The following is a 21,253-nucleotide window of genomic DNA, read 5'->3' as shown; positions in this document are numbered from 1 at the left end:
CCGCCCACACCTCACGGTTCCCCGCCCGCACGGAACCCGGGAACCCCGGAAACACCGAAGGGGCCCGGCACCCCCTGGGAACCGGACCCCTCCTGCCGCGTACGCGGACGACCGCTAGACGTTGAAGCGGAACTCCACGACGTCGCCGTCCTGCATGACGTACTCCTTGCCCTCCATGCGGGCCTTGCCCTTGGCGCGGGCGTCGGCGACCGAGCCGGCCTCCACGAGGTCGGCGAAGGAGATGACCTCGGCCTTGATGAAGCCCTTCTGGAAGTCGGTGTGGATGACACCGGCCGCCTCGGGGGCCGTGGCGCCCTTCTTGATCGTCCAGGCGCGGGACTCCTTGGGGCCGGCCGTCAGGTAGGTCTGGAGGCCGAGGGTGTCGAAGCCGACGCGGGCGAGGGTGGCGAGGCCGGGCTCCTCGGCGCCGACGGACTGGAGGAGCTCCATGGCGTCCTCCTCGTCGAGCTCGGCGAGGTCCTGCTCCAGCTTGGCGTTGAGGAAGATCGCCTCGGCCGGGGCGACGAGGGCGCTCTGCTCGGCCTTGAAGGCGTCGTCCGTGAGCTCGTCCTCGTCGACGTTGAAGACGTAGAGGAAGGGCTTGGTGGTGAGGAGGTGGAGGTCGTGGAGGAGCTCCGCCTTCTCCGAGCCCTGGACGATGCCCTGGGAGAAGAGGGTGTCGCCCTTCTCCAGGATCGCCTGGGCGGCCTCGACGGCGGCGACCTTGGGCGCCGTGTCCTTCTTGATCCGCATCTCCTTCTGGAGGCGCGGGAGGACCTTCTCGATGGTCTGGAGGTCGGCGAGGATCAGCTCGGTGTTGATCGTCTCGATGTCGTCCTTGGGCGAGACCTTGCCGTCGACGTGGACGACGTTCTCGTCCTTGAAGGCGCGGATGACCTGGCAGATCGCGTCGGACTCGCGGATGTTCGCCAGGAACTTGTTGCCCAGGCCCTCACCCTCGCTCGCGCCGCGCACGATGCCGGCGATGTCGACGAAGTCGACGGTGGCGGGGAGCAGGCGCTGCGAGCCGAAGATGTCGGCGAGCCGCTGCAGGCGCGGGTCGGGGACGCCGACGACGCCGACGTTCGGCTCGATCGTGGCGAACGGGTAGTTGGCCGCCAGCACGTCGTTCTTGGTCAGGGCGTTGAACAGGGTCGACTTGCCGACATTCGGCAGGCCGACGATTCCGATCGTGAGCGACACGGTGGCGACTTCCCTAGATGCGGATGGGGGGCGGACGGAGGGTCGATCCCCCAGTTTACGGGGGCCCGGCGCGGGCCCTCGCCGTCCGGCGGGACCGTGGCCCGGGCCGCGTCCCGGCCACGTACGGTCGGGATCGGTCGAACTGTGGCCCCAAGGTCACCCGAAGGGCGTGTCCCGGGCCCCTCCCGGCGCGTCCCGACCTACGTTGGTGAGGTGGAGCAGCACAGGACAAGTCAGCCGCCAGGCCGCCGACGGCCGCAGACCCCCCTCACGCCGCCCGGCGCGCTCGTGGAGGTGGAGGGGGCCGGAGCCGGGCCCGGTGCCGGGGCGGCCACCGTCTACCGGGTCGGCGCCCCGGCGGCGCGGCGGCCCGCGCCGCCCGTGGTCCAGGCGCTGCGGCGGCTGCCCTCGCCCCGGCTGACCGGGCTCGGCGCGGGGCTCTTCGCCGCGGCGGCGATGCTGGTCGTCGGGTTCCTGGACTGGCTGGTCCTGGACGGCTCGCCGCTGGCGTTCGGCCTGCTGTTCCTGCCGGTGAGCGCGCTCACCGCGCTGTGGGTGCGCCCCGCCGACCTGGTGACCGCGCCGATCGCCGTCCCGATCGCCTTCGCCGTCGGCGTCGTGCCGATCGCGGGCGGCACCGGCGGCTTCGGCGGCCAGGCCATGGCCGTGGTCACCGCGCTCGCGGTGCACGCCGGCTGGCTGTACGGGGGCACGCTGATCGCCGGCGTCATCGCGAGCGTCCGGAAGGTGCGCGACATGGGCCGCCGCCGGGGCCGCCCGGCGCCCGCGGGTCCGTCCGGCCCGGCACGGGGCGAACGGGCGCCGCGCACGGGCGCCGCCGGGCCCGTACGGGACGGAGGCCAGGCTTCCGTACGGGGCGGGGGCCAGGCCCCCGCGCGGGGCGCTCAGGCTCCCGGGCGGGACCGGCGGCCGACCCCGTAGCCGTGTCCCTCCCTCCCGGGAGGGAGGCCGGGGTCCTACCGGGAGGCCGGGGCCGTCGTGCTCGCGGTCATCGCGGCGCCGACGATCCCCGCGTCGTTCCTCAGCTCGGCCGGGACGATCTCGGCACGGATGCCGTCCAGGTACGGGAGGAACCTGTCGGCCTTGCGGCTCACGCCGCCGCCGAGGATGAACAGCTCCGGGGAGAAGAGCATCTCCACGTGGGCGAGGTACTTGCGGAGCCGCTTGCCGGCCCAGTGCTCCCAGCTCAGCTCCTCGTCCTCGCGCGCCTTGGAGGAGGCGCGCTTCTCGGCGTCGTGGCCCTTGAGCTCCAGGTGGCCGAGCTCGGTGTTGGGGACGAGGCGGCCGCCGGTGAAGACGGCGGAGCCGATGCCGGTGCCGAGGGTGAGCAGGATGACGGTGCCGGTGCGGCCCCGGCCCGCGCCGTAGGTCATCTCGGCGACGCCGGCGGCGTCGGCGTCGTTGAGGACGGTGACGGGGAGGCCGCCGACGGCCTCGCCGATGAGCGCGCCGGCGTCGGTGCCGATCCAGGAGGTGTCCACGTTGGCGGCGGTGCGGATCGTGCTGCCGGTGACGACGCCCGGGAAGGTGACGCCGATGGGGCCGGTCCAGCCGAAGTGCCCCACGACCTCCGCGACGCGGCCCGCGACATCGCTCGGTGTCGCGGGCTGCGGGGTGAGGACCTTGTACCGCTCCTCGGCGAGGGCGCCGCGCTCCAGGTCCACGGGGGCGCCCTTGATGCCCGAGCCGCCGATGTCCACTCCGAAGACGTTCATGGACCCAAGCTAACCGGGCGGGCCGGGTCCTACTCCTCGACGAGTGCGGCGGCCTCGGCGCGCAGGTCGCGGCGGAGCTCCTTGGGGAGCGAGAAGGTGAGGTGCTCGTCGGCGGTCTTGACCAGCTCCACGTCGGCGTAGCCGCGCTGTGCCAGCCACTCCAGGACCTCCTGGACCAGCACGTCGGGGACGGAGGCGCCGGAGGAGAGGCCGACCGAGGTGACGCCCTCCAGCCAGGCCTCGTCGATCTCGCTGGCGAAGTCGACGAGGTAGGCGGCGGGGACGCCGGCCTGCTTGGCGACCTCGACCATGCGGATCGAGTTCGAGGAGTTCCTGGAGCCGACGACGATGACGAGCTCGGCCTGGCCGGCCAGCTCCTTGATCGCGGTCTGGCGGTTCTGCGTGGCGTAGCAGATGTCGTCCGACGGCGGGGAGACCAGCTGCGGGAACTTGTCCTTGAGCGCGTCGACCGTCTCCATCGTCTCGTCGACGGAGAGGGTGGTCTGGGAGAGCCAGACGACCCGCGAGGGGTCGCGGACCTCGACGTTGGCGACGTCCTCGGGGCCGTCGACCAGCTGGATGTGGTCGGGGGCCTCGCCGGAGGTGCCGATGACCTCCTCGTGGCCCTCGTGGCCGATGAGGAGGATGTCGAAGTCCTCCTTGGCGTACCGGATGGCCTCCTTGTGGACCTTGGTGACCAGCGGGCAGGTCGCGTCGATCGTCGCGAGGCGGCCCTGACGGGCCTCCTCGTGGACGGTCGGGGCGACGCCGTGCGCGGAGAACATCACGATGTTGCCCGGCGGGACCTCGGTGGCCTGGTCGACGAAGATCGCGCCCTTCCGCTCCAGGGTCTGGACCACGTACTTGTTGTGGACGATCTCGTGGCGCACGTAGACGGGGGCCCCGTACTGCTCCAGGGCCTTCTCGACGGCGATCACGGCACGGTCCACGCCCGCGCAGTAGCCGCGGGGAGCGGCGAGCAGGACACGCTTCGGGCGGTTGGTCGCGGGCGTTGCAGTCATGTGTCCCATCGTAAGGCCGGGCCGGTGGACGCCCGGCGCGCACCGGCGGGCGGCCGCGCGCGTCGGTGAGCGGTCCGGGCGGGGGCGTGGCCGAAACTGGCGCCATGGCTGAGAACGCGCAGGTGGACGGGGAGCCGGGCGGGCGGCCGGACCACACGGGGCTACGGCGGACGCTCGGCTTCCGCGACCTGGTCGTGTACGGGCTGCTGTTCATCGCGCCGATGGCGCCGGTCGGCGTCTTCGGCACGCTCGACGCGAAGTCGCACGGCGCCGTCGCACTGGTGTACGTCGTGGCGACGGTGGCCATGGCGTTCACGGCCTTCAGCTACGCGCAGATGGTCCGGGTCGCCCCGCAGGCCGGCTCGGTCTTCGCGTACGCCCGCAAGGGGCTCGGCGAGGGGCCCGGTTTCGTGGCCGGCTGGATGGCCATGCTCGACTACCTGCTGATCCCGGCCGTCGCGTACCTCTTCGCGGGGATCGCGATGGAGGCGCTGGTGCCGGAGGTGCACCGGTGGGTGTGGACCGGGATCGCGGTCGTGGTGACCACCCTGCTGAACCTGTGGGGGGTGCGGGCCGCCGCCCGGGTCGGCTTCGCGGTGCTCGCGATGGAGATCGTGGTGCTGCTGGTCTTCGTGGTGTCGGCGCTCGTCGTGCTCGCCCGGGACGGGGCGCAGCGCGACTGGTGGTCGCCGCTGACCGGCGACGGGACCTTCTCGCTCGCGGCGGTGGTCGGCGCGGTGTCGGTGGCGGTCCTGTCGTACCTGGGCTTCGACGCGATCGCGGCCTTCGCGGAGGAGGTCACCGGCGGCTCGGCGAAGGTGGCGCGGGCGCTGCTCCTGTGCCTGCTGCTCGCGGGCGTCCTCTTCGTCGCCCAGACCTGGCTGGTGGCGCTCCTCGAACCGGTCTCCTCGGCGGAGCTCGCGGCCGATCCGGCGAAGCAGGGCTCGGCCTTCTACGACGCCGTGGACGTCTCGGTGGGCGGCTGGCTGCACGATCTGGTCGCGGTGTCGAAGGCGATCGGCGCGGCGTTCGCGGCGCTGGCCGGGCAGGCGGCGGGCGGGCGGCTGCTCTTCGCGATGGGCCGCGAGGGGCGGCTGCCGCACGCGCTGGCGCGCACCGACTCGGGGGTGCCCCGGGTGGCGCTCCTGGTGTCGGCGACGGTGACGATGATCGCGGCGCTGTGGGCGGCCCGCCGGGACGACGGCCTGGACCACCTGGTGTCGGTGGTCGACGTCGGCGCGCTGACCGCCTTCGTGCTGCTGCACGCGAGCGTGGTCGGCTGGTTCGCGGTCCAGCGCGCGGAGGGCCCGCCGCACTGGCTGCGCCATGTGGTCCTGCCCGTCCTCGGCGCGGCGATCCTGATCGCGGTGATCGTGGAGGCGTCGGTGGAGGCCCAGGTGGTGGGCGTGATCTGGCTGGGCGTGGGGTTCGTGGTCCTCGCGGTCCAGGGGGCGGGGCGCGGGCCGGCCGGGGGCGCCGGCCCGGGGTCGGGGCGGTCGGGGCCGACGCGGCGGTGACGTTGTCGGAGGGCGCCGTTACGCTCGGTGCATGGGTCTGACTACGTCCGCCGAGGCGCCGCTTCCCGTCGGTGAGGTCTCCCGCATGATCGGGGGGTGGATCGACCGGCTGGGGGCGATCTGGGTCGAGGGGCAGATCACGCAGCTCTCGCGGCGCCCCGGCGCCGGGGTCGTCTTCCTGACGCTGCGGGATCCCTCGTACGACATCTCCATCGGGGTGACCTGCTACCGGCAGGTCTTCGACGCGGTGGCCGACGTCGTGTCGGAGGGTGCCCGGGTCGTCGTGCACGCGAAGCCGGAGTGGTACGCGCCGCGCGGGCAGCTGTCGCTGCGGGCGGTGGAGATCAAGCCGGTCGGGATCGGCGAGCTGCTGGCCCGGCTCGAACAGCTGAAGCGGGGGCTCGCGGCCGAGGGGCTCTTCGCCCTCGACCGGAAGAAGCCGCTGCCGTTCCTGCCGCAGCTGATCGGCCTGGTCTGCGGCCGGGCGTCGGCGGCCGAGCGGGACGTCCTGGAGAACGCCCGGCGCAGATGGCCGGCGGTCCGCTTCGAGGTGCGGAACGTGCCGGTGCAGGGCGTGAAGGCGGTGCCGCAGGTGATCCAGGCGGTGCGGGAGCTGGACGCGCACGAAGACGTGGACGTGATCGTGGTGGCCCGTGGCGGCGGCAGCGTCGAGGACCTGCTGCCCTTCTCGGACGAGCAGCTGGTCCGCGCGGTGGCCGCGTGCCGGACGCCGGTGGTGTCCGCGATCGGGCACGAGCCGGACTCCCCGCTCCTGGACCTGGTGGCGGACCTGCGCGCCTCCACGCCGACGGACGCGGCGAAGAAGGTCGTCCCGGACGTGGGCGAGGAGCTGGAGCGGGTGCGCGGGCTCCGCGACCGCGCGCTGCGGACGGTCCGGGGGCTCCTGGAGCGCGAGGAGCGGGGGCTCGCGCACGCGCTGGCCCGGCCGGTGATGGAGCACCCGCAGCGGATGGTGGAGGTCAGGGAGGACGAGCTGGACGCCCTCCTGGCGCGGAGCCGGCGGGTCCTCGGGCACCTCCTGGACCGGGCGGATTCGGAGCTGGCGCACACCCGCGCGCGGGTGCGGGCGCTCTCCCCCGCCGCGACCCTGGAGCGCGGCTACGCGGTGCTCCAGCGGGCGGACGGGGCGGTGGTCCGCGCGGCCGGCGAGGTCGCGGAGGGCGAGGAGCTGCGGGCCCGGGTGGCCGAGGGCGAGTTCACGGTGCGGCGGGTGTGACGGGCCCGCGCGGGACGACGACACGAGAAGGCACGGAGGACGGAGAAGAGATGGCAAGCGGTACGGAGACGGGTGCGGCGCTCGGGTACGAGGAGGCGCGCGACGAGCTGATCGAGGTCGTCCGGCGCCTGGAGGCGGGCGGCACGACCCTGGAGGAGTCGCTGGCGCTCTGGGAGCGCGGCGAGGAGCTGGCGAAGGTCTGCCGGCACTGGCTGGAGGGCGCCCGCGCCCGGCTCGACGCCTCGCTGGCGGCCGAGCGGGAGGCGGAGGAGTCCGAGGACTGAGCGCGCGGACCGCAGCGGAGGGCAGCGGACGGCGGCGGAAAGAGGTCGAGAGGAAGTCGAGGGAAAACGGCTCGGGGGCCGCGGGGGCCGGGCTACACTGACGAAGTGAAACGGATCACTATCCGGATTGGATAGTTGAATTTTCACCAATCACGGGCGTACTGTCGTGACATCGCCCGGATCTACCGCCGGGCGGTCCCCTTTGCAGTCCGGAAGGTACGCAGCATGTCCCTCGTTCTCGACTCCGCCGCCCAGGACCTCCTCTTCCGTGAGGCCCGCACCGCCAACACGTTCACCGACGAGCCGGTGACCGACGAGCAGGTCCAGGCGATCTACGACCTGGTGAAGTTCGGCCCCACCGCCTTCAACCAGACCCCGCTGCGCATCACCCTGGTCCGCTCCGAGGAGGCCCGCGAGCGCCTCGTGAAGCACATGGCCGAGGGCAACCAGGCCAAGACCCGCACGGCGCCGCTCGTCGCGATCCTCTCCGCCGACAACGAGTTCCACGAGGAGCTCCCCGAGCTGCTCCCGCACTTCCCGCAGGCCAAGGACATGTTCTTCGCCGAGCGCCCGGTCCGCGAGGGCTCCGCGCTGCTGAACGCCGCCCTCCAGGCCGCGTACTTCATCGTCGGCGTCCGCGCCGCCGGCCTCGCCGCCGGCCCGATGACCGGCCTGGACTTCGCCGGCCTCCAGAAGGACTTCCTGGACGCCGACCACACCCCGCTGATGGTCGTCAACATCGGCAAGCCCGGCGAGGACGCCTGGTTCCCGCGCTCCCCGCGCCTGGCCTACGACGACGTCATCACCACCGTCTGAGCCCGGCCGCCGCGTACGGCGAAGCCCCCGGTACCGAGAGGTACCGGGGGCTTCGCCGTGTCCGGAGGCGGGTCAGACCTGCTTCGACCGGAGCGCGCCGGCCATCTCCGCGAGCGTGTCGAAGGACGCCGTCCCCGTCACGACCGTGGTCGCCCCGCCCTCGGTGCGCACCAGCGCGTCGTACTTGGGGCCCTCCCAGCGCTGCCACTCCTGGCCGCCCACCGTCTGCGTCTTCCCGGTGTTCTTGGCCGAGTGGGTGACCTTGGGCACGAACTTCCTCGGCTCGGTGGTCGACTGGTTGACCGAGACGTACTGCGTGTCCGGGGAGAGGAAGCCGAGCTGCCAGGTGTCGCCCTGCTCGCGCTTGTACGAGACCACCGTCGCCTTCCAGTCCTCGCCGAGGCCCTCGGGCGCGAGCACCGGGTAGGGCGCCGCACGCTGGGCCGTGACCAGCTCGACGCGGTAGTCCTTGGCCTTGACCGGCTCCGCGTCCTCGTCGTGCGGGATGAAGAGATACATGACCCCCGCGGCGACCATGATCACCCCGAGGGACTGGAACATCCCGCGTACCGTCTGCCTGCCTCGCTTAGCTGCCACGCCCCATATGGTCGCATCCGGGTCCCGCGCTCATACGTGGGCCCCTCTGCTCAATTTGTCGACCTGGCGATAGAGTCACAGCACCCTCCTTTTTCCGGCCGTCGTCGTACAGAAAGGTGCGCTCCGATGACCGAGCACCACCTGCCCCCCGAGCTCGAGGTCTCTCCCGAGGCCCCCGACCGCAACCTGGCGCTCGAACTGGTCCGCGTGACCGAGGCCGCCGCCATGGCCGCCGGCCGCTGGGTCGGCCGCGGCGACAAGATCGGCGCGGACGGCGCCGCGGTCAACGCGATGCGGACCCTCATCTCGACCGTCTCGATGAACGGCGTCGTCGTCATCGGCGAGGGCGAGAAGGACGAGGCGCCGATGCTCTTCAACGGCGAGCGTGTCGGCGACGGCACCGGCGCCGAGGTCGACATCGCCGTGGACCCGATCGACGGCACCACCCTGAACGCCAAGGGCATGCCGAACGCGATCGCCGTGCTCGCCGCCGCCGACCGCGGCTCCATGTTCGACCCGTCCGCGGTCTTCTACATGGACAAGCTGGTCACCGGCCCCGAGGCCGCCGACTTCGTCGACATCAACGCGCCCGTCTCGGTCAACATCCGCCGGGTCGCCAAGGCGAAGGGCATGAACGCCGAGGACGTCACCGTCGTCATCCTGGACCGCCCCCGCCACGAGGGCATCGTCAAGGAGATCCGGGAGACCGGCGCCCGCATCAAGTTCATCTCCGACGGCGACGTGGCCGGCTCGATCATGGCCGCCCGCGAGGGCACCGGCGTCGACCTGCTCATGGGCATCGGCGGCACGCCCGAGGGCATCATCTCGGCCTGTGCCATCAAGTGCCTGGGCGGTGTGATCCAGGGCAAGCTGTGGCCGAAGGACGAGGCCGAGCGCCAGAAGGCGCTCGACGCGGGCCACGACCTGGACCGGGTCCTCACCACGACCGACCTGGTCAGCGGCGACAACGTCTTCTTCGTCGCCACCGGCATCACCGACGGCGAGCTGCTGCGCGGTGTGCGCTACCGCTCCGAGACGGCGACCACCCAGTCGCTGGTCATGCGCTCGAAGTCCGGCACGATCCGCCAGATCGACTCCACGCACCGGCTCGCGAAGCTGCGCGCCTACAGCCAGATCGACTTCGACCGGGCGAACTGACACCGGCCCGGCGACGGCAGCGAAGAGGGGCGCCCCCATGTGCGGTGGGGGCGCCCCTTCCCGTTCCGTACGGGTCCGGATCGCGGGGTACGGGACAGGGGTCGGGGCGCCGGGGCGGCCGGCCCCGGCGGTCCGCCCGTCAGCCGGCCTGGGCGACGCGCTCGGCCGCGGCGGCCTTGCGCAGCTCGACCTCGCGGCGGCGGCGCCGGGCCAGCACCACACGGCGCTCGGCGGCGGTGAGCCCGCCCCAGACGCCGTACGGCTCCGGCTGGAGCAGCGCGTGCTCGCGGCAGTCGACCATCACGGGACAGCGCGCGCAGACCTGCTTGGCCGCCTCCTCGCGGGCCAGCCGCGCGGCGGTCGGCTCCTTGGAGGGGGCGAAGAAGAGTCCTGCCTCGTCCCGGCGGCACACCGCCTCCGCGTGCCAGGGGCCGTCCTCGTCCTGCCGCGCCGGAGCACGCTGGGGCGGCACGGGGGCTACCTGGAGGGGCTGGTACGGCAGTTGCAGCACGGTCTACTCCTGACGACGGCTTCGCGAGCGAGCAGCGATGCAGCAGCCCTACCCGCTGTGCGCGCGCCTATGCACTGCGTGCCCTCCCCATCCGGAGTCCGGAGCCCCGGCGACGTATTCCGGTCACTTCCTGGCCGATATCCCATGGGTGATCGGCGAACCGGTCGTCAGTGCCCGAGGTGCTTGCGGACCTTGTTCTGGAGGTCGGTGACCCACTTGCCCCGCTTGGGTCTCGCCTCCACGTTCCCGAGCACCGCGTAGCCGTTGACGACGACCAGCGGCGCCTGCGGGTCGACCCCCTCCAGGGTCGTGACCTCGAAGTTCCCGAGGATGCCGGCGCCCGAGCCGCGCAGGCTGATGTTCTCGGGGACGCGGACCTCGATGTTCCCGAAGATCGAGGTGGCGTTGATGGTGGTGAGGGGCTGGGTGAAGATCGCCTCCGTCAGGTCGATCTCCACGTTCCCGAAGATCGCGAAGGCGTTGGTGCGGCGGGCGACCCGCCAGCGGCCCTTGCGGGTGGTGCTGGAGAAGACGGCGAACAGCTGGTCCGCGTTCCCCTCCGCGTCCTCCGGGCCGTAGGCGGCCGGGGCCGGCTCGGGCCGCGCGCCGGCCGGGCCGCCGTCGGCGGCCGGCAGGTCCCGCACGATCGGCTCCAGCTCGCCCACGGTCTTGGCCCGGTAGACCGCCTCGACCCGCTCCGCGTGCTCCTCCGCGTCGAGCCTCCCCTGCGCGAGCGCCTCCGCGAGGATGTCCGCGACCCGGTCCCGGTCGGCGTCGGAAGCCCGCAGGGATCCCTGGGGATCGGCGTACGCGGGCGGGGCGGGAGCGGCGGGAGCAGCGGGCGCGACGGGAGGGACGGGAGCAGCGGGCGCGACCGGAGGGACGGGAGCGTCGGGAGCCACCGGGGCGGCGGGCGGCGCGGGAGGGGTCGGGGCGGCGGGGGCTTCCGGGGCGGCGGGGGGCTGCGCAGGGTCGGACGGCCGCGCGGGGTCGGGCTGCTTTTCGAGGTCCACGTCTCCACCCTGGCACACGCGATAGATCGCGACCAGGGATCCCGTCCCCCATCTCTCCCCTAGGGGACGCGACATGCCGAGAACGGATCGCCCCTCCGCGGAAACCCTGTCGGCGGGCCTCCCCGGGGCGGAAGACTCCACTTCGGCGCGTTCCCGGCCCCGGGTGAGCCTTACCTCACAGGATCGGTGCCGTGCCCGCGTTCTACGCTGGAGGGCGCGGCCGCCAACGGAGGCGGCGCGCTGCTGTCTGCCGAGTGAGGAATGGCTGCCGTCATGCCAGAGTTTGCGTACTCCGATCTGCTCCCCGTGGGAGAGGACACCACGCCCTACCGTCTGGTGACCGCCGAGGGCGTCTCCACCGTCGAGGCCGACGGCCGTACGTTCCTCAAGGTCGAGCCGGAGGCGCTGCGCAAGCTGGCCGCCGAGGCCATCCACGACATCCAGCACTTCCTGCGCCCGGCCCACCTGGCCCAGCTGCGGAAGATCATCGACGACCCGGAGGCGTCGGGCAACGACAAGTTCGTCGCGCTCGACCTCCTGAAGAACGCGAACATCGCCGCCGCCGGCGTGCTCCCCATGTGCCAGGACACCGGCACCGCGATCGTCATGGGCAAGCGCGGGCAGAACGTGCTGACCCGGGGCCGCGACGAGGAGGCCCTGTCGAAGGGCATCTACGACGCGTACACCAAGCTCAACCTCCGCTACTCGCAGATGGCCCCGATCACCATGTGGGAGGAGAAGAACACCGGCTCGAACCTGCCCGCGCAGATCGAGCTGTACGCGACCGACGGCGGCGCGTACAAGTTCCTCTTCATGGCCAAGGGCGGCGGCTCGGCCAACAAGTCCTTCCTCTACCAGGAGACGAAGGCCGTCCTCAACGAGGCGTCCATGATGAAGTTCCTGGAGGAGAAGATCCGTTCGCTGGGCACGGCCGCCTGCCCGCCGTACCACCTGGCGATCGTGGTCGGCGGCACCTCCGCCGAGTTCGCGCTGAAGACCGCGAAGTACGCCTCCGCGCACTACCTGGACGAGCTGCCGACCGAGGGCGACGCCGCCACCGGCCACGGCTTCCGGGACAAGGAGCTGGAGGAGAAGGTCTTCGAGCTGACGCAGAAGATCGGCATCGGCGCGCAGTTCGGCGGCAAGTACTTCTGCCACGACGTGCGCGTGGTCCGCCTCCCCCGGCACGGCGCCTCGCTGCCCGTCGCGATCGCCGTCTCCTGCTCGGCCGACCGCCAGGCCGTCGCGAAGATCACCGCCGAGGGCGTCTTCCTGGAGCAGCTGGAGACGGACCCGGCGCGCTTCCTGCCGGAGACCGAGGACACCCACCTGGACGCCGGCGACGTCGTGAAGATCGACCTCAGCCGGCCGATGGACGAGGTCCTGGCCGAGCTGACCAAGCACCCGGTCAAGACCCGTCTCTCGCTGACCGGCCCGCTGGTCGTCGCCCGCGACATCGCGCACGCCAGGATCAAGGCGCGGCTCGACGCCGGCGAGGAGATGCCGCAGTACCTGAAGGACCACCCGGTCTACTACGCGGGCCCGGCGAAGACCCCCGAGGGGTACGCCTCCGGGTCCTTCGGCCCGACGACGGCCGGCCGCATGGACTCGTACGTGGAGCAGTTCCAGGCGGCGGGCGGCTCGATGGTGATGCTCGCCAAGGGCAACCGCTCGCAGCAGGTCACGGACGCGTGCGGCACGCACGGCGGCTTCTACCTCGGCTCCATCGGCGGCCCGGCCGCCCGTCTCGCCCAGGACTGCATCAAGAAGATCGAGGTCCTGGACAACGAGGAGGACGGCATGGAGGCCGTCTGGAAGATCGAGGTCGAGGACTTCCCGGCGTTCGTCGTCGTCGACGACAAGGGCAACGACTTCTTCCAGAACCCTGCGCCGGAGCCGACGTTCACCCACATCCCGGTGCGTCAGGGCTCCCAACTGTCGTAACCCCGGGTAGCACTTCGGCGCCCCCGGTCCGCGCGGACGGACCGGGGGCGCCGTCACGTCCCGCACGGAAAGTCGCTACCGACCGGTAGCCAGCTGGACACTTACTGGTCAGTATGGGTCGCGAGCATGTCAACCACTGAGACGGTCGACCACTCGGGAGCCCCCCATGCCCACCAAGCCCTCCGCCCGGTCCGCGGCCACCGCCACCGGCCTCCTCGGCCTCACGGCCCTCCTCGTCGTCGGGCCCGCGCCCGCCGCCTCCGCCGCCGACCCCGACACCCACCTGACCTCCGCCGCCGCGATCGAGGGCGTGGACTACACGACCTGGCGCCGGGACGTGGCCGCCGTGGTCGCCGAGGCCCGCCCGTACATCGAGGAGCGCGCCGAGGACGCCGGCACCGAGAAGCAGGCGATCGTCCTCGACATCGACAACAGCTCCCTGGAGACGGACTTCCACCCGTTCTGGGAGCTGCCGACCCCGGCCATCCCCGAGATCCACTCCCTGGTCCGGGACGCGCACGCGCGCGGGGTGAAGGTCTTCTTCGTGACCGCGCGCCCGGGGATCATCCACTCCCTCACCGAGTGGAACCTCAAGCAGGTCGGCTACCCGGTCGACGGGCTGTACGTGCGCTCGCTGCCCGACCTCTTCGCCGAGGTGAGCGCGTACAAGACGGAGAAGCGCGCCGAGATCGAGGCCAAGGGCTACACGATCATCGCGAACATCGGGAACAACACGACCGACATCGTCGGCGGCCACGCCGAGCGCGCCTTCAAGCTGCCGGACTACGGCAAGCTGTCCTGACCCCGACCCCGTCCGTCAGCGGGTGATGTGGAACTCCAGCCGTGAGTAGTCCCCGTCCGGGGTCGAGCGGATCCAGCCGCGGGCGTCCTTGAAGTCGCCGGTGCCGCCGGTGACCGCGATGTCGAACGCGGCCGGTGCCTCGTCCGAGGTGTCGACGGAGAGCAGCGTCTGCCCGGTGAGCTGGCCGCCGGGACCGCCGTTCAGGACGAAGGTGCCGACGCACAGCAGGTCCGCCTGCTCCCCGCCGCGCACCACGGTGCAGCTGACGCCGTCCCGGCCGATGGTCTTGCCGCCCTTGGTGCTGGAGAGGTCGTCGGCGAAGGCGAGGGAGTCGCCGACGTCCGGTGAGAGGTCGGGGACCTCGTCCTCGTCGGCGGGGACCTCCTTGGCGTACAGGGTGAACTCGAACCCGTCCGCGGGCACGGCGGGTGCGGCGGCGACCGGTGCGGCGGCCGCGAAGGTGACGGCCGCGACCGTCGCGGCGCCGAGGGCGCCGATCCTCCTGAAGCTCCGGATCATGGACTGCCTCCCTGGCGGGGTGTGGATCCTCCCCCCTTCGGGCCGTCCTCACATTGTGCTGCCGCCGTCCGGGTGACGCACCCCGTCGGGGATGATGGGGTCATGCCAGGTAGAGCCCCTCTTCTCCGTACCGCCCTGCTCGCGGCGGCCCTGCTGACCGCCTGCGGTACGACCCCGGAGCCGGTCGCGCCGGCCGCCGCCCCGCCGACCGCGGCGAAGTCGCCGACGGCGGCGCCCTCCCCGGAGGCGGTGGTGTCCGTCGGCGGTCCCGGCACCGCCTGCGCGCTCCCCGTCTCCTTCTCCCTCATGGAGGGCTGGGAGCCGGAGACGGTCGAGAAGCCCGAGGACCCCGACTTCGCCGCGCTCGTGGAGCAGGGCCCGGCCACGATCGTCTGCGAGGCGAAGTCGGAGGGGACCTCGGACATCGGCTTCCTGCGGGTGTGGACCGCCCCGAAGGGCCCGGTCCGCACCACCCTGAAGGCCTTCGTCGAGGACGACAAGAGCAAGGAGCTCGTCCTCACCGACGTGAAGGCGGGCGCGGTGGCCGCCGTGGAGGCCCGCTACTCCGTGTACAGCGAGCTCGAAGAGGACTGGCGGGACGGGCGTTCCTTCGCGGTGACGACCCCGAAGGGCGCGGTCGTCATCATGGAGCTCGGCGGTCTCGACGCCGAGGAGGACGCGGTGGTCGCCGCGTACGAGCTGGCGAAGTCGACGTTCGAGCTGAGCTGACGGCAGGCGGGGAAAGGCCGTGGCCCTCCGTCCCGCACCGGACGGAGGGCCACGGCGTTCTCGGGCCCGCGGGCTACGCGAACCGCTGGTTCGCCGAGCCGTCGCAGGTCTGGAGCCGCACCGGCTCCTTCGCGGCGCCCTGCGCGAGGCAGAGGCCGGTCGCGGCGGCGGGCCGGATCGTGGCGCCGTCGCGGACGAACTTCTGGTTGGCGGCGCCGGAGCAGTTCCAGACGATGAGCGCCTTGCCGGCCTGGTAGGCCGCGCCCGGCACGTCCAGGCAGCGGTCCTGGGTGAGTTCGGTGTGGAGGGTCCGGCGGGCGGAGTCGTACCACCAGCCCTGGTTGCGGCCGCCGTGGCAGTCCCAGCCGAGGACGGCGGTGCCGTTGGCGGACTCGGAGGCGTTCACGTCGAGGCAGTTGCCGGTCGCGGCGTTCCGCAGCGGCTTGTAGACGTCGTCCCAGGCGAGCGGGAAGAGCGTCGGGGTGCCGGAGGAGTTCACGTCGGCGCAGCTCGCCTCGCGCAGGCCGGAGCCGTAGAGCTGGGTCAGGCAGGAGGCGAAGGCGGCGTGGCCGCTCTTGTTGGGGTGGAAGGACTGGCGGGTGGAGTTCTCGTCGATCCCGCCGGGCTTGGAGAGGTCGATGTACAGGCCCCGGGCCCAGGTGTCCTCCATGCAGACCTCGTGGCCGTGGAAGAGCCGCGAGTTGTCGAGGTAGACGGCGCCGGTGGAGGCGGCCACCTTGCGCATGCCGCGCTCGAAGGCGGGGACGGCGGTGTTGCGGCCCCACTTGGTGTCGGAGTCGTAGCCCATGCCGCCGCAGGCCAGCTTGCCGGGGAAGTTCGGGTTGTCGCGGAAGTCCGGGCCGATGGGGCTGGGGTAGCCCATCACGACGAGCCGGTAGTCGCCGTCGGCGTATCCGGCGTCCCGCATGACGGTCTTCAGGTCGCGGACGGTCTGCTCGACCTTGGGGACCAGGGCGTCGACGCGGGCCTGCCAGCCGGGGGCGTACGTGGGCTCGCAGGTGCCCTGGCTGAGCACGTACCGGGTGACGCAGTCGGTCATGACGGGGCCGAACTGGAGGTCGTCGTTGGCGCCGGCGACCAGGAGGACCATCTTGATGCGGGTGTTGCGGGCCTTGACGGCGAGGTTGTCGCTCTGGACCAGCTCGTCCGCGTACTGCTTGCTCCCGCCGATCCGGATGTTGCCGGTGTAGGCGCCGGAGCAGGAGACGTTGAAGGTGAGGTCGGCGGCGATGCCGGTGCGGTGGATGGCCGCGTCGGGCGAGCGGTGGCACCAGTTGGTGGGCCCGTTGGTGGGCGACTCGTAGTTCCCGACGCCCTCGCCGGAGATCTCGCTGTCGCCGAGCGAGATCAGGCCCGTCCTGCGCTGGTCGAGCGGGCGCTCCTCGGGGCTGCCGTAGATCTTCGTGGCCTCGGCGGCCCGGATCGCCTCCAGCTCGGGCGGGAGGGGTACGGAGGCGACGGCGGCCCTCGTACCGGTGTCGACCGCTCCGGCGGGGGCGGCGGTCAGGGAGCCGAGGGCGGCGGCCGCCGCGGCGACGGCGGCGATGGGCCACCGGAGTCTGTACCTGGTGCGCGTCACTGCGCCTCCTGGAAGTGGGGTTACCCACGGTTTTTACTGGCCGGTACACGCCTTGGGAATACATCGAACAAGACAAGTGCTCATCTTTTTATGGAGGTTGAGTGATGACCGAGGGGACGCAGGACATGAGGAACGACGGCGGATACCGGATCGAGCACGACTCCATGGGCGAGGTGCGGGTCCCCGCGCACGCCAAGTGGCGGGCCCAGACCCAGCGGGCGGTGGAGAACTTCCCGGTCTCCGGACAGCGCCTGGAGCGCGCCCACATCGAGGCGCTGGCCCGGATCAAGGCCGCCGCCGCCACCGTCAACGCCGAGCTCGGGGTGGTCGACCGGGACCGCGCGGAGGCCATCGCGGCCGCCGCCGCGGAGGTCGCGGAGGGCCGCTGGGACGACCACTTCCCGGTGGACGTCTTCCAGACGGGCTCCGGCACCTCCTCCAACATGAACACCAACGAGGTCCTCGCCACCCTCGCCGGGGAGCGGCTGCCGGCCGACCGGGCCGTCCACCCCAACGACCACGTCAACGCCTCGCAGTCGTCCAACGACGTCTTCCCCTCCTCCATCCACATCGCCGCCACCGCCGCCGTCACCCGCGACCTCATCCCGGCGCTCGACCACCTGGCCGCCGCACTGGAGCGAAAATCGGCCGAATTCGCGACGGTCGTGAAGTCGGGTCGTACGCATCTGATGGACGCCACCCCGGTCACCCTGGGCCAGGAGTTCGGCGGCTACGCGGCCCAGATCCGGTACGGGATCGAACGGCTGCGCTCCACCCTCCCCCGGCTCGCCGAACTCCCCCTCGGCGGCACCGCCGTGGGCACCGGCATCAACACCCCGCCCGGCTTCTCGGCCGCCGTCATCGCCGAGCTCGCCCGCGCCACCGGCCTGCCCTTCACCGAGGCCCGCGACCACTTCGAGGCCCAGGGCGCCCGGGACGGCCTGGTGGAGACCTCCGGCCAGCTCAGGACCATCGCCGTCTCCCTCACCAAGATCGCCAACGATCTGCGCTGGATGGCCAGCGGCCCCCGCACCGGCCTGGCCGAGATCGAACTGCCCGACCTCCAGCCCGGCTCCTCGATCATGCCCGGCAAGGTCAACCCCGTGATCCCCGAGGCCGTCCTCATGGTCGCCGCCCAGGTCACCGGCAACGACACCACCGTCGCCGTGGCCGGCGCGGCCGGGAACTTCGAGCTCAACGTGATGCTCCCGGTGATGGCCAGGAACCTGCTGGAGTCCGTACGACTCCTGGCCAACGCCTCCCGGCTGCTCGCCGACCGCACCGTCGACGGCATCACCGCCAACGTCGAGCGCGCCCGCGAGTACGCCGAGTCCTCCCCCTCCGTCGTCACCCCGCTCAACAAGTACATCGGCTACGAGGAGGCCGCGAAGGTCGCCAAGCGGTCCCTGGCCGAGCGCAAGACCATCCGCGAGGTCGTCCTGGAGTCCGGCTACGTGGACCGCGGCGACCTCACCCTCGAACAGCTCGACGAGGCCCTCGACGTCCTGCGCATGACCCGGCCGTGACCCCGACATGACCCCGGGGTGTCCCCGGCGCGAACCCGGGGCCGCTCCCGGATGACTCAACCGTGACCTGTACCGCAGCGCCGGTGGGAGCGCGCCCCTAAGATCTGCGCATGACAGGAGCGGACGGTTCGGACGACATCCAGCGCTGGGCGCCCGGGGAGCACATCCTCTGGCGCTACCGCGGCGTGGGCACCGACGAGGTGCACATCTGCCGGCCGGTGACCGTCGTCCGGGACACCCCGGAACTGCTCGCCGTGTGGATGGCGCCCGGCACCGAGTGCGTCCGCCCGGTGCTCGCCGACGGCACCTCCGTCCACGACGAGCCGCTCGCCACCCGCTACACCGCGCCCCGCACCACCGAGCGCGCCCGCTGGGCCGGCAGCGGGGTCCTCAAGCTGGCGAGACCCGGCGACCCGTGGTCGGTCTGGCTCTTCTGGGAGCGCGGCTGGCGCTTCCGCAGCTGGTACGTGAACCTGGAGGAGCCGCGCCGCCGCTGGGCCGGCGGCGTCGACTCCGAGGACCACTTCCTCGACATCTCCGTCTACCCCGACCACAGCTGGCTCTGGCGGGACGAGGACGAGTTCGAGGAGGCGCAGCGCGCCGGGCTCGTGGACCCGGCCGGGGCCGCCCGGGTGCGGGAGGCCGGCGCGGCGGCCGTACGGCTGGTCGAAAGCTGGGGAACACCCTTCCGGGACGGCTGGGAGGAGTGGCGGCCCGATCCCTCCTGGACCGTCCCCGTGCTGCCCGCCGACTGGGATCGCACCCCGGCGCACACCGCTCCGTGAGACCCTTGCCGCGCCCCCCGGGTCGAAACGTAGGATCGTCCTCCGGGCGCCCGGCAACGGGCGGACACCACGTCACCGACCGAACGCAGCGCAGCAACTGACCACACGTCACCGCACGTCATCGATGAGGGGGAGAGCAGTGCCGGAGCTGTGCCCGGGTCGCACTCCCCCCGCCCCTGCCGCGGTCCGCGGATCGTCCGTATCCACCGCGAACACCGCCGCCGGAGGGTTTATCCCCGCCGGAGGCGCGGCATCGGCGAGAAGAGCGAGTGCATCGCACCACCGGCCCGGACGGACGGAATCCCACGCGTGACGGAGCATCCCACCTCCCACGAAGGCCGGCAGCCGCTGGCCGACCGGCCCCAGGAACAGACACGGCCTCGCCAGGAGGCCGCGCCCGCCGGCCTGCCCTCCGACATCCCCGCGCAGCCCGCGCCGCAGCTCCCGGAGCCCGCTCCGGCGCCGGCGCCCTCGGCTCCCGCGGTCGCCGTCGCCGTCTCCCCCAAGGGGGCGGAGCCGGCCGGGCGGCGCGAGGGCGACCGGCTGCGCTTCGTCGGCGCCGCGACCCGGCGGATCGCCCGCGGCCTCGACCTCGACGAGATCGTCCTCGGCCTGTGCCGCGCCACCGTGCCGGCCTTCTCCGACGAGATCCTCGTCTACCTCCGCGACCCGCTGCCGGTCGGCGACGAGCGCCCCGTGGCGCCCTTCGTGCTGCGGCTGCGCCGCACCGACCGGCTGCGGTTAACGGACCTGGAGGGCGACGAGCTCGTCCTCGTACCCGATCCCGACCCGACGCCCGCGGCCGAACTGTGCGAGGTGCGCTCCGGCAGTTCCCTGGCCGAGGTGCTCCGCGGGGTCCGGCCGGTCTTCGGCGACTCCGCGGCCGCCCGGACCGCGCTCGGCGAGCTCCTCGGCCCGGAGCATCCGCTGCCCCGCGGGCTGCGGGCGATACTGGCGCCGCTGCGCGGCCGCCGCCGGGTGATCGGCGCGGCCGTCTTCCTGCGCCGCGCCGAGCAGCCCGCCTTCGACCCGGACGACCTGCTCGTCGGCGCCCAGCTGGCCACCCACACCGCGCTCGGCATCGACAAGGCGGTGCTGTACGGCCGGGAGGCGTACATCGCGGACGAGCTGCAGCGGACCATGCTGCCGGACTCGCTGCCGCAGCCGACCGGCGTCAAGCTCGCCTCCCGCTACCTGCCGGCGGCCGAGACGGCCCGGGTGGGCGGCGACTGGTACGACGCGATCCCGCTGCCCGGCAGCCGGGTCGCCCTGGTCGTCGGCGACGTCATGGGCCACTCCATGACCTCGGCCGCGATCATGGGCCAGCTGCGCACCACCGCGCAGACCCTGGCCGGGCTCGACCTGCCGCCGCAGGAGGTCCTTCACCACCTCGACGAGCAGGCCCAGCGGCTCGGCGAGAACCGGATGGCGACCTGCATGTACGCGGTCTACGACCCGGTCTCGCACCGGATCACGGTCGCCAACGCCGGCCATCCGCCGCCGATACTGCTCCACCTGGACGGGCGCGCGGAGGTGCTGCGGGTGCCCGCGGGCGCCCCGATCGGCGTGGGCGGCGTGGACTTCGAGGCGGTCGAGCTGGACGCCCCGGCCGGTGCGACGCTGCTGCTGTACACGGACGGTCTGGTGGAGTCCCGGCTGCGGGACGTGTGGACCGGGATCGAGCAGCTGCGGGAGCGGCTCGCGGCGGCGGCCCAGCTGACCGGGCCGGACCACGCGCCGCCCCTGGAGGCGCTCTGCGACGACGTGCTCGACATGCTGGGTCCGGGCGACCGGGACGACGACATCGCGCTGCTCGCGGCCCGCTTCGACGGGATCGCGCCGAGCGACGTGGCGTACTGGTTCCTGGATCCGGAGGACGCGGCCCCGGGCCGGGCCCGCCGGCTGGCCCGCCGGGCGCTCGCCCGCTGGGACCTGGAGGAGCTCACGGACTCGGTGGAGCTGCTGATCAGCGAGGTGGTGACGAACGCGGTGCGGTACGCGGAGCGGCCGGTGACCCTGCGGCTGCTGCGGACGGACGTGCTGCGCTGCGAGGTCGGCGACGACTCCCCGCAGCTGCCCCGGCAGCGGCGCGCCCGCGAGACGGACGAGGGCGGGCGCGGCCTGTTCCTGGTGAACCGGCTGGCGCGGCGGTGGGGGGCGACCCGCCTGTCGGGCGGCAAGGTCGTCTGGTTCGAGCTGTCGACGCGCGTCTGATCCGCGGGAGTACGCGACGAAGGCCGGTCCCCGGGCGGGG

20 protein-coding genes are annotated in these 21,253 nt (G+C 72.6%); 12 read left to right on the top strand and 8 right to left on the bottom strand.

The genetic code is table 11. The features are described from left to right. Window positions 1-114 precede the first annotated feature (114 nt). Window positions 115-1,203, bottom strand: a complete 1,089-nt coding sequence (ychF, locus tag AB0E19_RS26360) for a redox-regulated ATPase YchF (RefSeq protein WP_362184660.1) — start codon at window positions 1,201-1,203, stop codon at window positions 115-117. A gap of 381 nt (window positions 1,204-1,584) precedes the next feature. On the opposite strand from ychF, the gene AB0E19_RS26355 reads away from it, so the two are divergent. Further along, window positions 1,585-2,145 (top strand): DUF6542 domain-containing protein, encoded by a 561-nt coding sequence (locus AB0E19_RS26355; protein ID WP_362184673.1) that lies wholly within the window; start codon window positions 1,585-1,587, stop codon window positions 2,143-2,145. A 35-nt stretch (window positions 2,146-2,180) separates the two neighbouring features. Here AB0E19_RS26355 and ppgK read toward each other — a convergent pair whose 3' ends face one another. Further along, complete coding sequence (gene ppgK / locus AB0E19_RS26350) at window positions 2,181-2,939, bottom strand: polyphosphate--glucose phosphotransferase (RefSeq protein WP_362184659.1); 759 nt, start codon at window positions 2,937-2,939, stop codon at window positions 2,181-2,183. A 29-nt stretch (window positions 2,940-2,968) separates the two neighbouring features. Then, window positions 2,969-3,970: a 4-hydroxy-3-methylbut-2-enyl diphosphate reductase gene (locus AB0E19_RS26345; RefSeq protein ID WP_362184658.1), complete on the bottom strand. Its 1,002-nt coding sequence runs from the start codon at window positions 3,968-3,970 to the stop codon at window positions 2,969-2,971. Window positions 3,971-4,065: 95 nt separating this feature from the next. Between AB0E19_RS26345 and AB0E19_RS26340 the strand changes: the two genes are divergently transcribed. The 4 genes from AB0E19_RS26340 (at window position 4,066) to AB0E19_RS26325 (ending at window position 7,815) form a co-directional block, all read left to right on the top strand. Further along, complete coding sequence (locus tag AB0E19_RS26340; RefSeq protein WP_362184657.1) at window positions 4,066-5,478, top strand: APC family permease; 1,413 nt, start codon at window positions 4,066-4,068, stop codon at window positions 5,476-5,478. 31 nt (window positions 5,479-5,509) lie between these two features. Continuing rightward, entirely contained in the window at window positions 5,510-6,715 is a 1,206-nt protein-coding gene (gene xseA / locus AB0E19_RS26335; RefSeq protein WP_362184656.1) for an exodeoxyribonuclease VII large subunit, read from the top strand. Between the two features lie 50 nt (window positions 6,716-6,765). Then, a complete protein-coding gene (locus AB0E19_RS26330) occupies window positions 6,766-6,999 on the top strand; it encodes an exodeoxyribonuclease VII small subunit (protein WP_169087280.1) in 234 nt (77 codons plus the stop codon). 225 nt (window positions 7,000-7,224) lie between these two features. Further along, a complete protein-coding gene (locus tag AB0E19_RS26325; protein WP_360605861.1) occupies window positions 7,225-7,815 on the top strand; it encodes a malonic semialdehyde reductase in 591 nt (196 codons plus the stop codon). A gap of 72 nt (window positions 7,816-7,887) precedes the next feature. On the opposite strand, the gene AB0E19_RS26320 is transcribed toward AB0E19_RS26325, so the two are convergent. After that, window positions 7,888-8,412 carry a DUF4245 domain-containing protein gene (locus AB0E19_RS26320; protein WP_362184655.1) on the bottom strand — a complete coding sequence of 175 codons (525 nt, stop codon included), beginning with the start codon at window positions 8,410-8,412 and terminating at the stop codon, window positions 7,888-7,890. A 126-nt stretch (window positions 8,413-8,538) separates the two neighbouring features. On the opposite strand from AB0E19_RS26320, the gene glpX reads away from it, so the two are divergent. After that, window positions 8,539-9,570: a class II fructose-bisphosphatase gene (gene glpX / locus AB0E19_RS26315; RefSeq protein WP_362184654.1), complete on the top strand. Its 1,032-nt coding sequence runs from the start codon at window positions 8,539-8,541 to the stop codon at window positions 9,568-9,570. 139 nt (window positions 9,571-9,709) lie between these two features. Here the strand turns inward: glpX and AB0E19_RS26310 are convergent, their stop codons facing one another. Then, window positions 9,710-10,081, bottom strand: coding sequence for a WhiB family transcriptional regulator (locus AB0E19_RS26310; protein WP_362184653.1), 372 nt, complete (start codon window positions 10,079-10,081; stop codon window positions 9,710-9,712). Between the two features lie 167 nt (window positions 10,082-10,248). Continuing rightward, on the bottom strand, window positions 10,249-10,983 hold the full coding sequence (locus AB0E19_RS26305; RefSeq protein WP_362184672.1) for a DUF1707 domain-containing protein: 735 nt from the start codon (window positions 10,981-10,983) through the stop codon (window positions 10,249-10,251). 384 nt (window positions 10,984-11,367) lie between these two features. Between AB0E19_RS26305 and AB0E19_RS26300 the strand changes: the two genes are divergently transcribed. Beyond that, window positions 11,368-13,038, top strand: a complete 1,671-nt coding sequence (locus tag AB0E19_RS26300) for a fumarate hydratase (RefSeq protein ID WP_362184652.1) — start codon at window positions 11,368-11,370, stop codon at window positions 13,036-13,038. Between the two features lie 166 nt (window positions 13,039-13,204). Next, window positions 13,205-13,840 (top strand): HAD family acid phosphatase, encoded by a 636-nt coding sequence (locus tag AB0E19_RS26295; RefSeq protein ID WP_362184651.1) that lies wholly within the window; start codon window positions 13,205-13,207, stop codon window positions 13,838-13,840. Window positions 13,841-13,855: 15 nt separating this feature from the next. Here the strand turns inward: AB0E19_RS26295 and AB0E19_RS26290 are convergent, their stop codons facing one another. Continuing rightward, complete coding sequence (locus AB0E19_RS26290) at window positions 13,856-14,359, bottom strand: hypothetical protein (RefSeq protein ID WP_362184650.1); 504 nt, start codon at window positions 14,357-14,359, stop codon at window positions 13,856-13,858. Between the two features lie 102 nt (window positions 14,360-14,461). Here AB0E19_RS26290 and AB0E19_RS26285 point away from each other — a divergent pair, with 102 nt between their 5' ends. Further along, complete coding sequence (locus tag AB0E19_RS26285) at window positions 14,462-15,088, top strand: lipoprotein (protein WP_362184649.1); 627 nt, start codon at window positions 14,462-14,464, stop codon at window positions 15,086-15,088. A gap of 73 nt (window positions 15,089-15,161) precedes the next feature. Here the strand turns inward: AB0E19_RS26285 and AB0E19_RS26280 are convergent, their stop codons facing one another. Beyond that, window positions 15,162-16,688 (bottom strand): ricin-type beta-trefoil lectin domain protein, encoded by a 1,527-nt coding sequence (locus AB0E19_RS26280; protein ID WP_362184648.1) that lies wholly within the window; start codon window positions 16,686-16,688, stop codon window positions 15,162-15,164. Between the two features lie 104 nt (window positions 16,689-16,792). On the opposite strand from AB0E19_RS26280, the gene AB0E19_RS26275 reads away from it, so the two are divergent. The 3 genes from AB0E19_RS26275 (at window position 16,793) to AB0E19_RS26265 (ending at window position 21,213) form a co-directional block, all read left to right on the top strand. Further along, window positions 16,793-18,214, top strand: a complete 1,422-nt coding sequence (locus AB0E19_RS26275; RefSeq protein WP_362184647.1) for a class II fumarate hydratase — start codon at window positions 16,793-16,795, stop codon at window positions 18,212-18,214. Window positions 18,215-18,324: 110 nt separating this feature from the next. Continuing rightward, on the top strand, window positions 18,325-18,999 hold the full coding sequence (locus AB0E19_RS26270; protein ID WP_362184646.1) for a DUF402 domain-containing protein: 675 nt from the start codon (window positions 18,325-18,327) through the stop codon (window positions 18,997-18,999). 309 nt (window positions 19,000-19,308) lie between these two features. After that, window positions 19,309-21,213 (top strand): ATP-binding SpoIIE family protein phosphatase, encoded by a 1,905-nt coding sequence (locus AB0E19_RS26265; protein WP_362184645.1) that lies wholly within the window; start codon window positions 19,309-19,311, stop codon window positions 21,211-21,213. Window positions 21,214-21,253: the final 40 nt, after the last annotated feature.

Origin of the sequence: Streptomyces sp. NPDC047974 (assembly GCF_040653375.1) — a bacterium.
Taxonomy (GTDB): Bacteria; Actinomycetota; Actinomycetes; order Streptomycetales; family Streptomycetaceae; genus Streptomyces.
This window is presented reverse-complemented; position numbering and strand designations above follow the sequence as displayed.

Excerpts from the sequence above, each read along its gene's own strand:
- ppgK (WP_362184659.1), bottom strand. The coding sequence starts at position 2,939 with ATGAACGTCTTCGGAGTGGACATCGGCGGCTCGGGCATCAAGGGCGCC.
- AB0E19_RS26345 (WP_362184658.1), bottom strand. The coding sequence starts at position 3,970 with ATGGGACACATGACTGCAACGCCCGCGACCAACCGCCCGAAGCGTGTC.
- AB0E19_RS26340 (WP_362184657.1), top strand. The coding sequence starts at position 4,066 with ATGGCTGAGAACGCGCAGGTGGACGGGGAGCCGGGCGGGCGGCCGGAC.
- xseA (WP_362184656.1), top strand. The coding sequence starts at position 5,510 with ATGGGTCTGACTACGTCCGCCGAGGCGCCGCTTCCCGTCGGTGAGGTC.
- AB0E19_RS26330 (WP_169087280.1), top strand. The coding sequence starts at position 6,766 with ATGGCAAGCGGTACGGAGACGGGTGCGGCGCTCGGGTACGAGGAGGCG.
- AB0E19_RS26325 (WP_360605861.1), top strand. The coding sequence starts at position 7,225 with ATGTCCCTCGTTCTCGACTCCGCCGCCCAGGACCTCCTCTTCCGTGAG.
- glpX (WP_362184654.1), top strand. The coding sequence starts at position 8,539 with ATGACCGAGCACCACCTGCCCCCCGAGCTCGAGGTCTCTCCCGAGGCC.
- AB0E19_RS26300 (WP_362184652.1), top strand. The coding sequence starts at position 11,368 with ATGCCAGAGTTTGCGTACTCCGATCTGCTCCCCGTGGGAGAGGACACC.
- AB0E19_RS26295 (WP_362184651.1), top strand. The coding sequence starts at position 13,205 with ATGCCCACCAAGCCCTCCGCCCGGTCCGCGGCCACCGCCACCGGCCTC.
- AB0E19_RS26290 (WP_362184650.1), bottom strand. The coding sequence starts at position 14,359 with ATGATCCGGAGCTTCAGGAGGATCGGCGCCCTCGGCGCCGCGACGGTC.
- AB0E19_RS26285 (WP_362184649.1), top strand. The coding sequence starts at position 14,462 with ATGCCAGGTAGAGCCCCTCTTCTCCGTACCGCCCTGCTCGCGGCGGCC.
- AB0E19_RS26275 (WP_362184647.1), top strand. The coding sequence starts at position 16,793 with ATGACCGAGGGGACGCAGGACATGAGGAACGACGGCGGATACCGGATC.
- AB0E19_RS26270 (WP_362184646.1), top strand. The coding sequence starts at position 18,325 with ATGACAGGAGCGGACGGTTCGGACGACATCCAGCGCTGGGCGCCCGGG.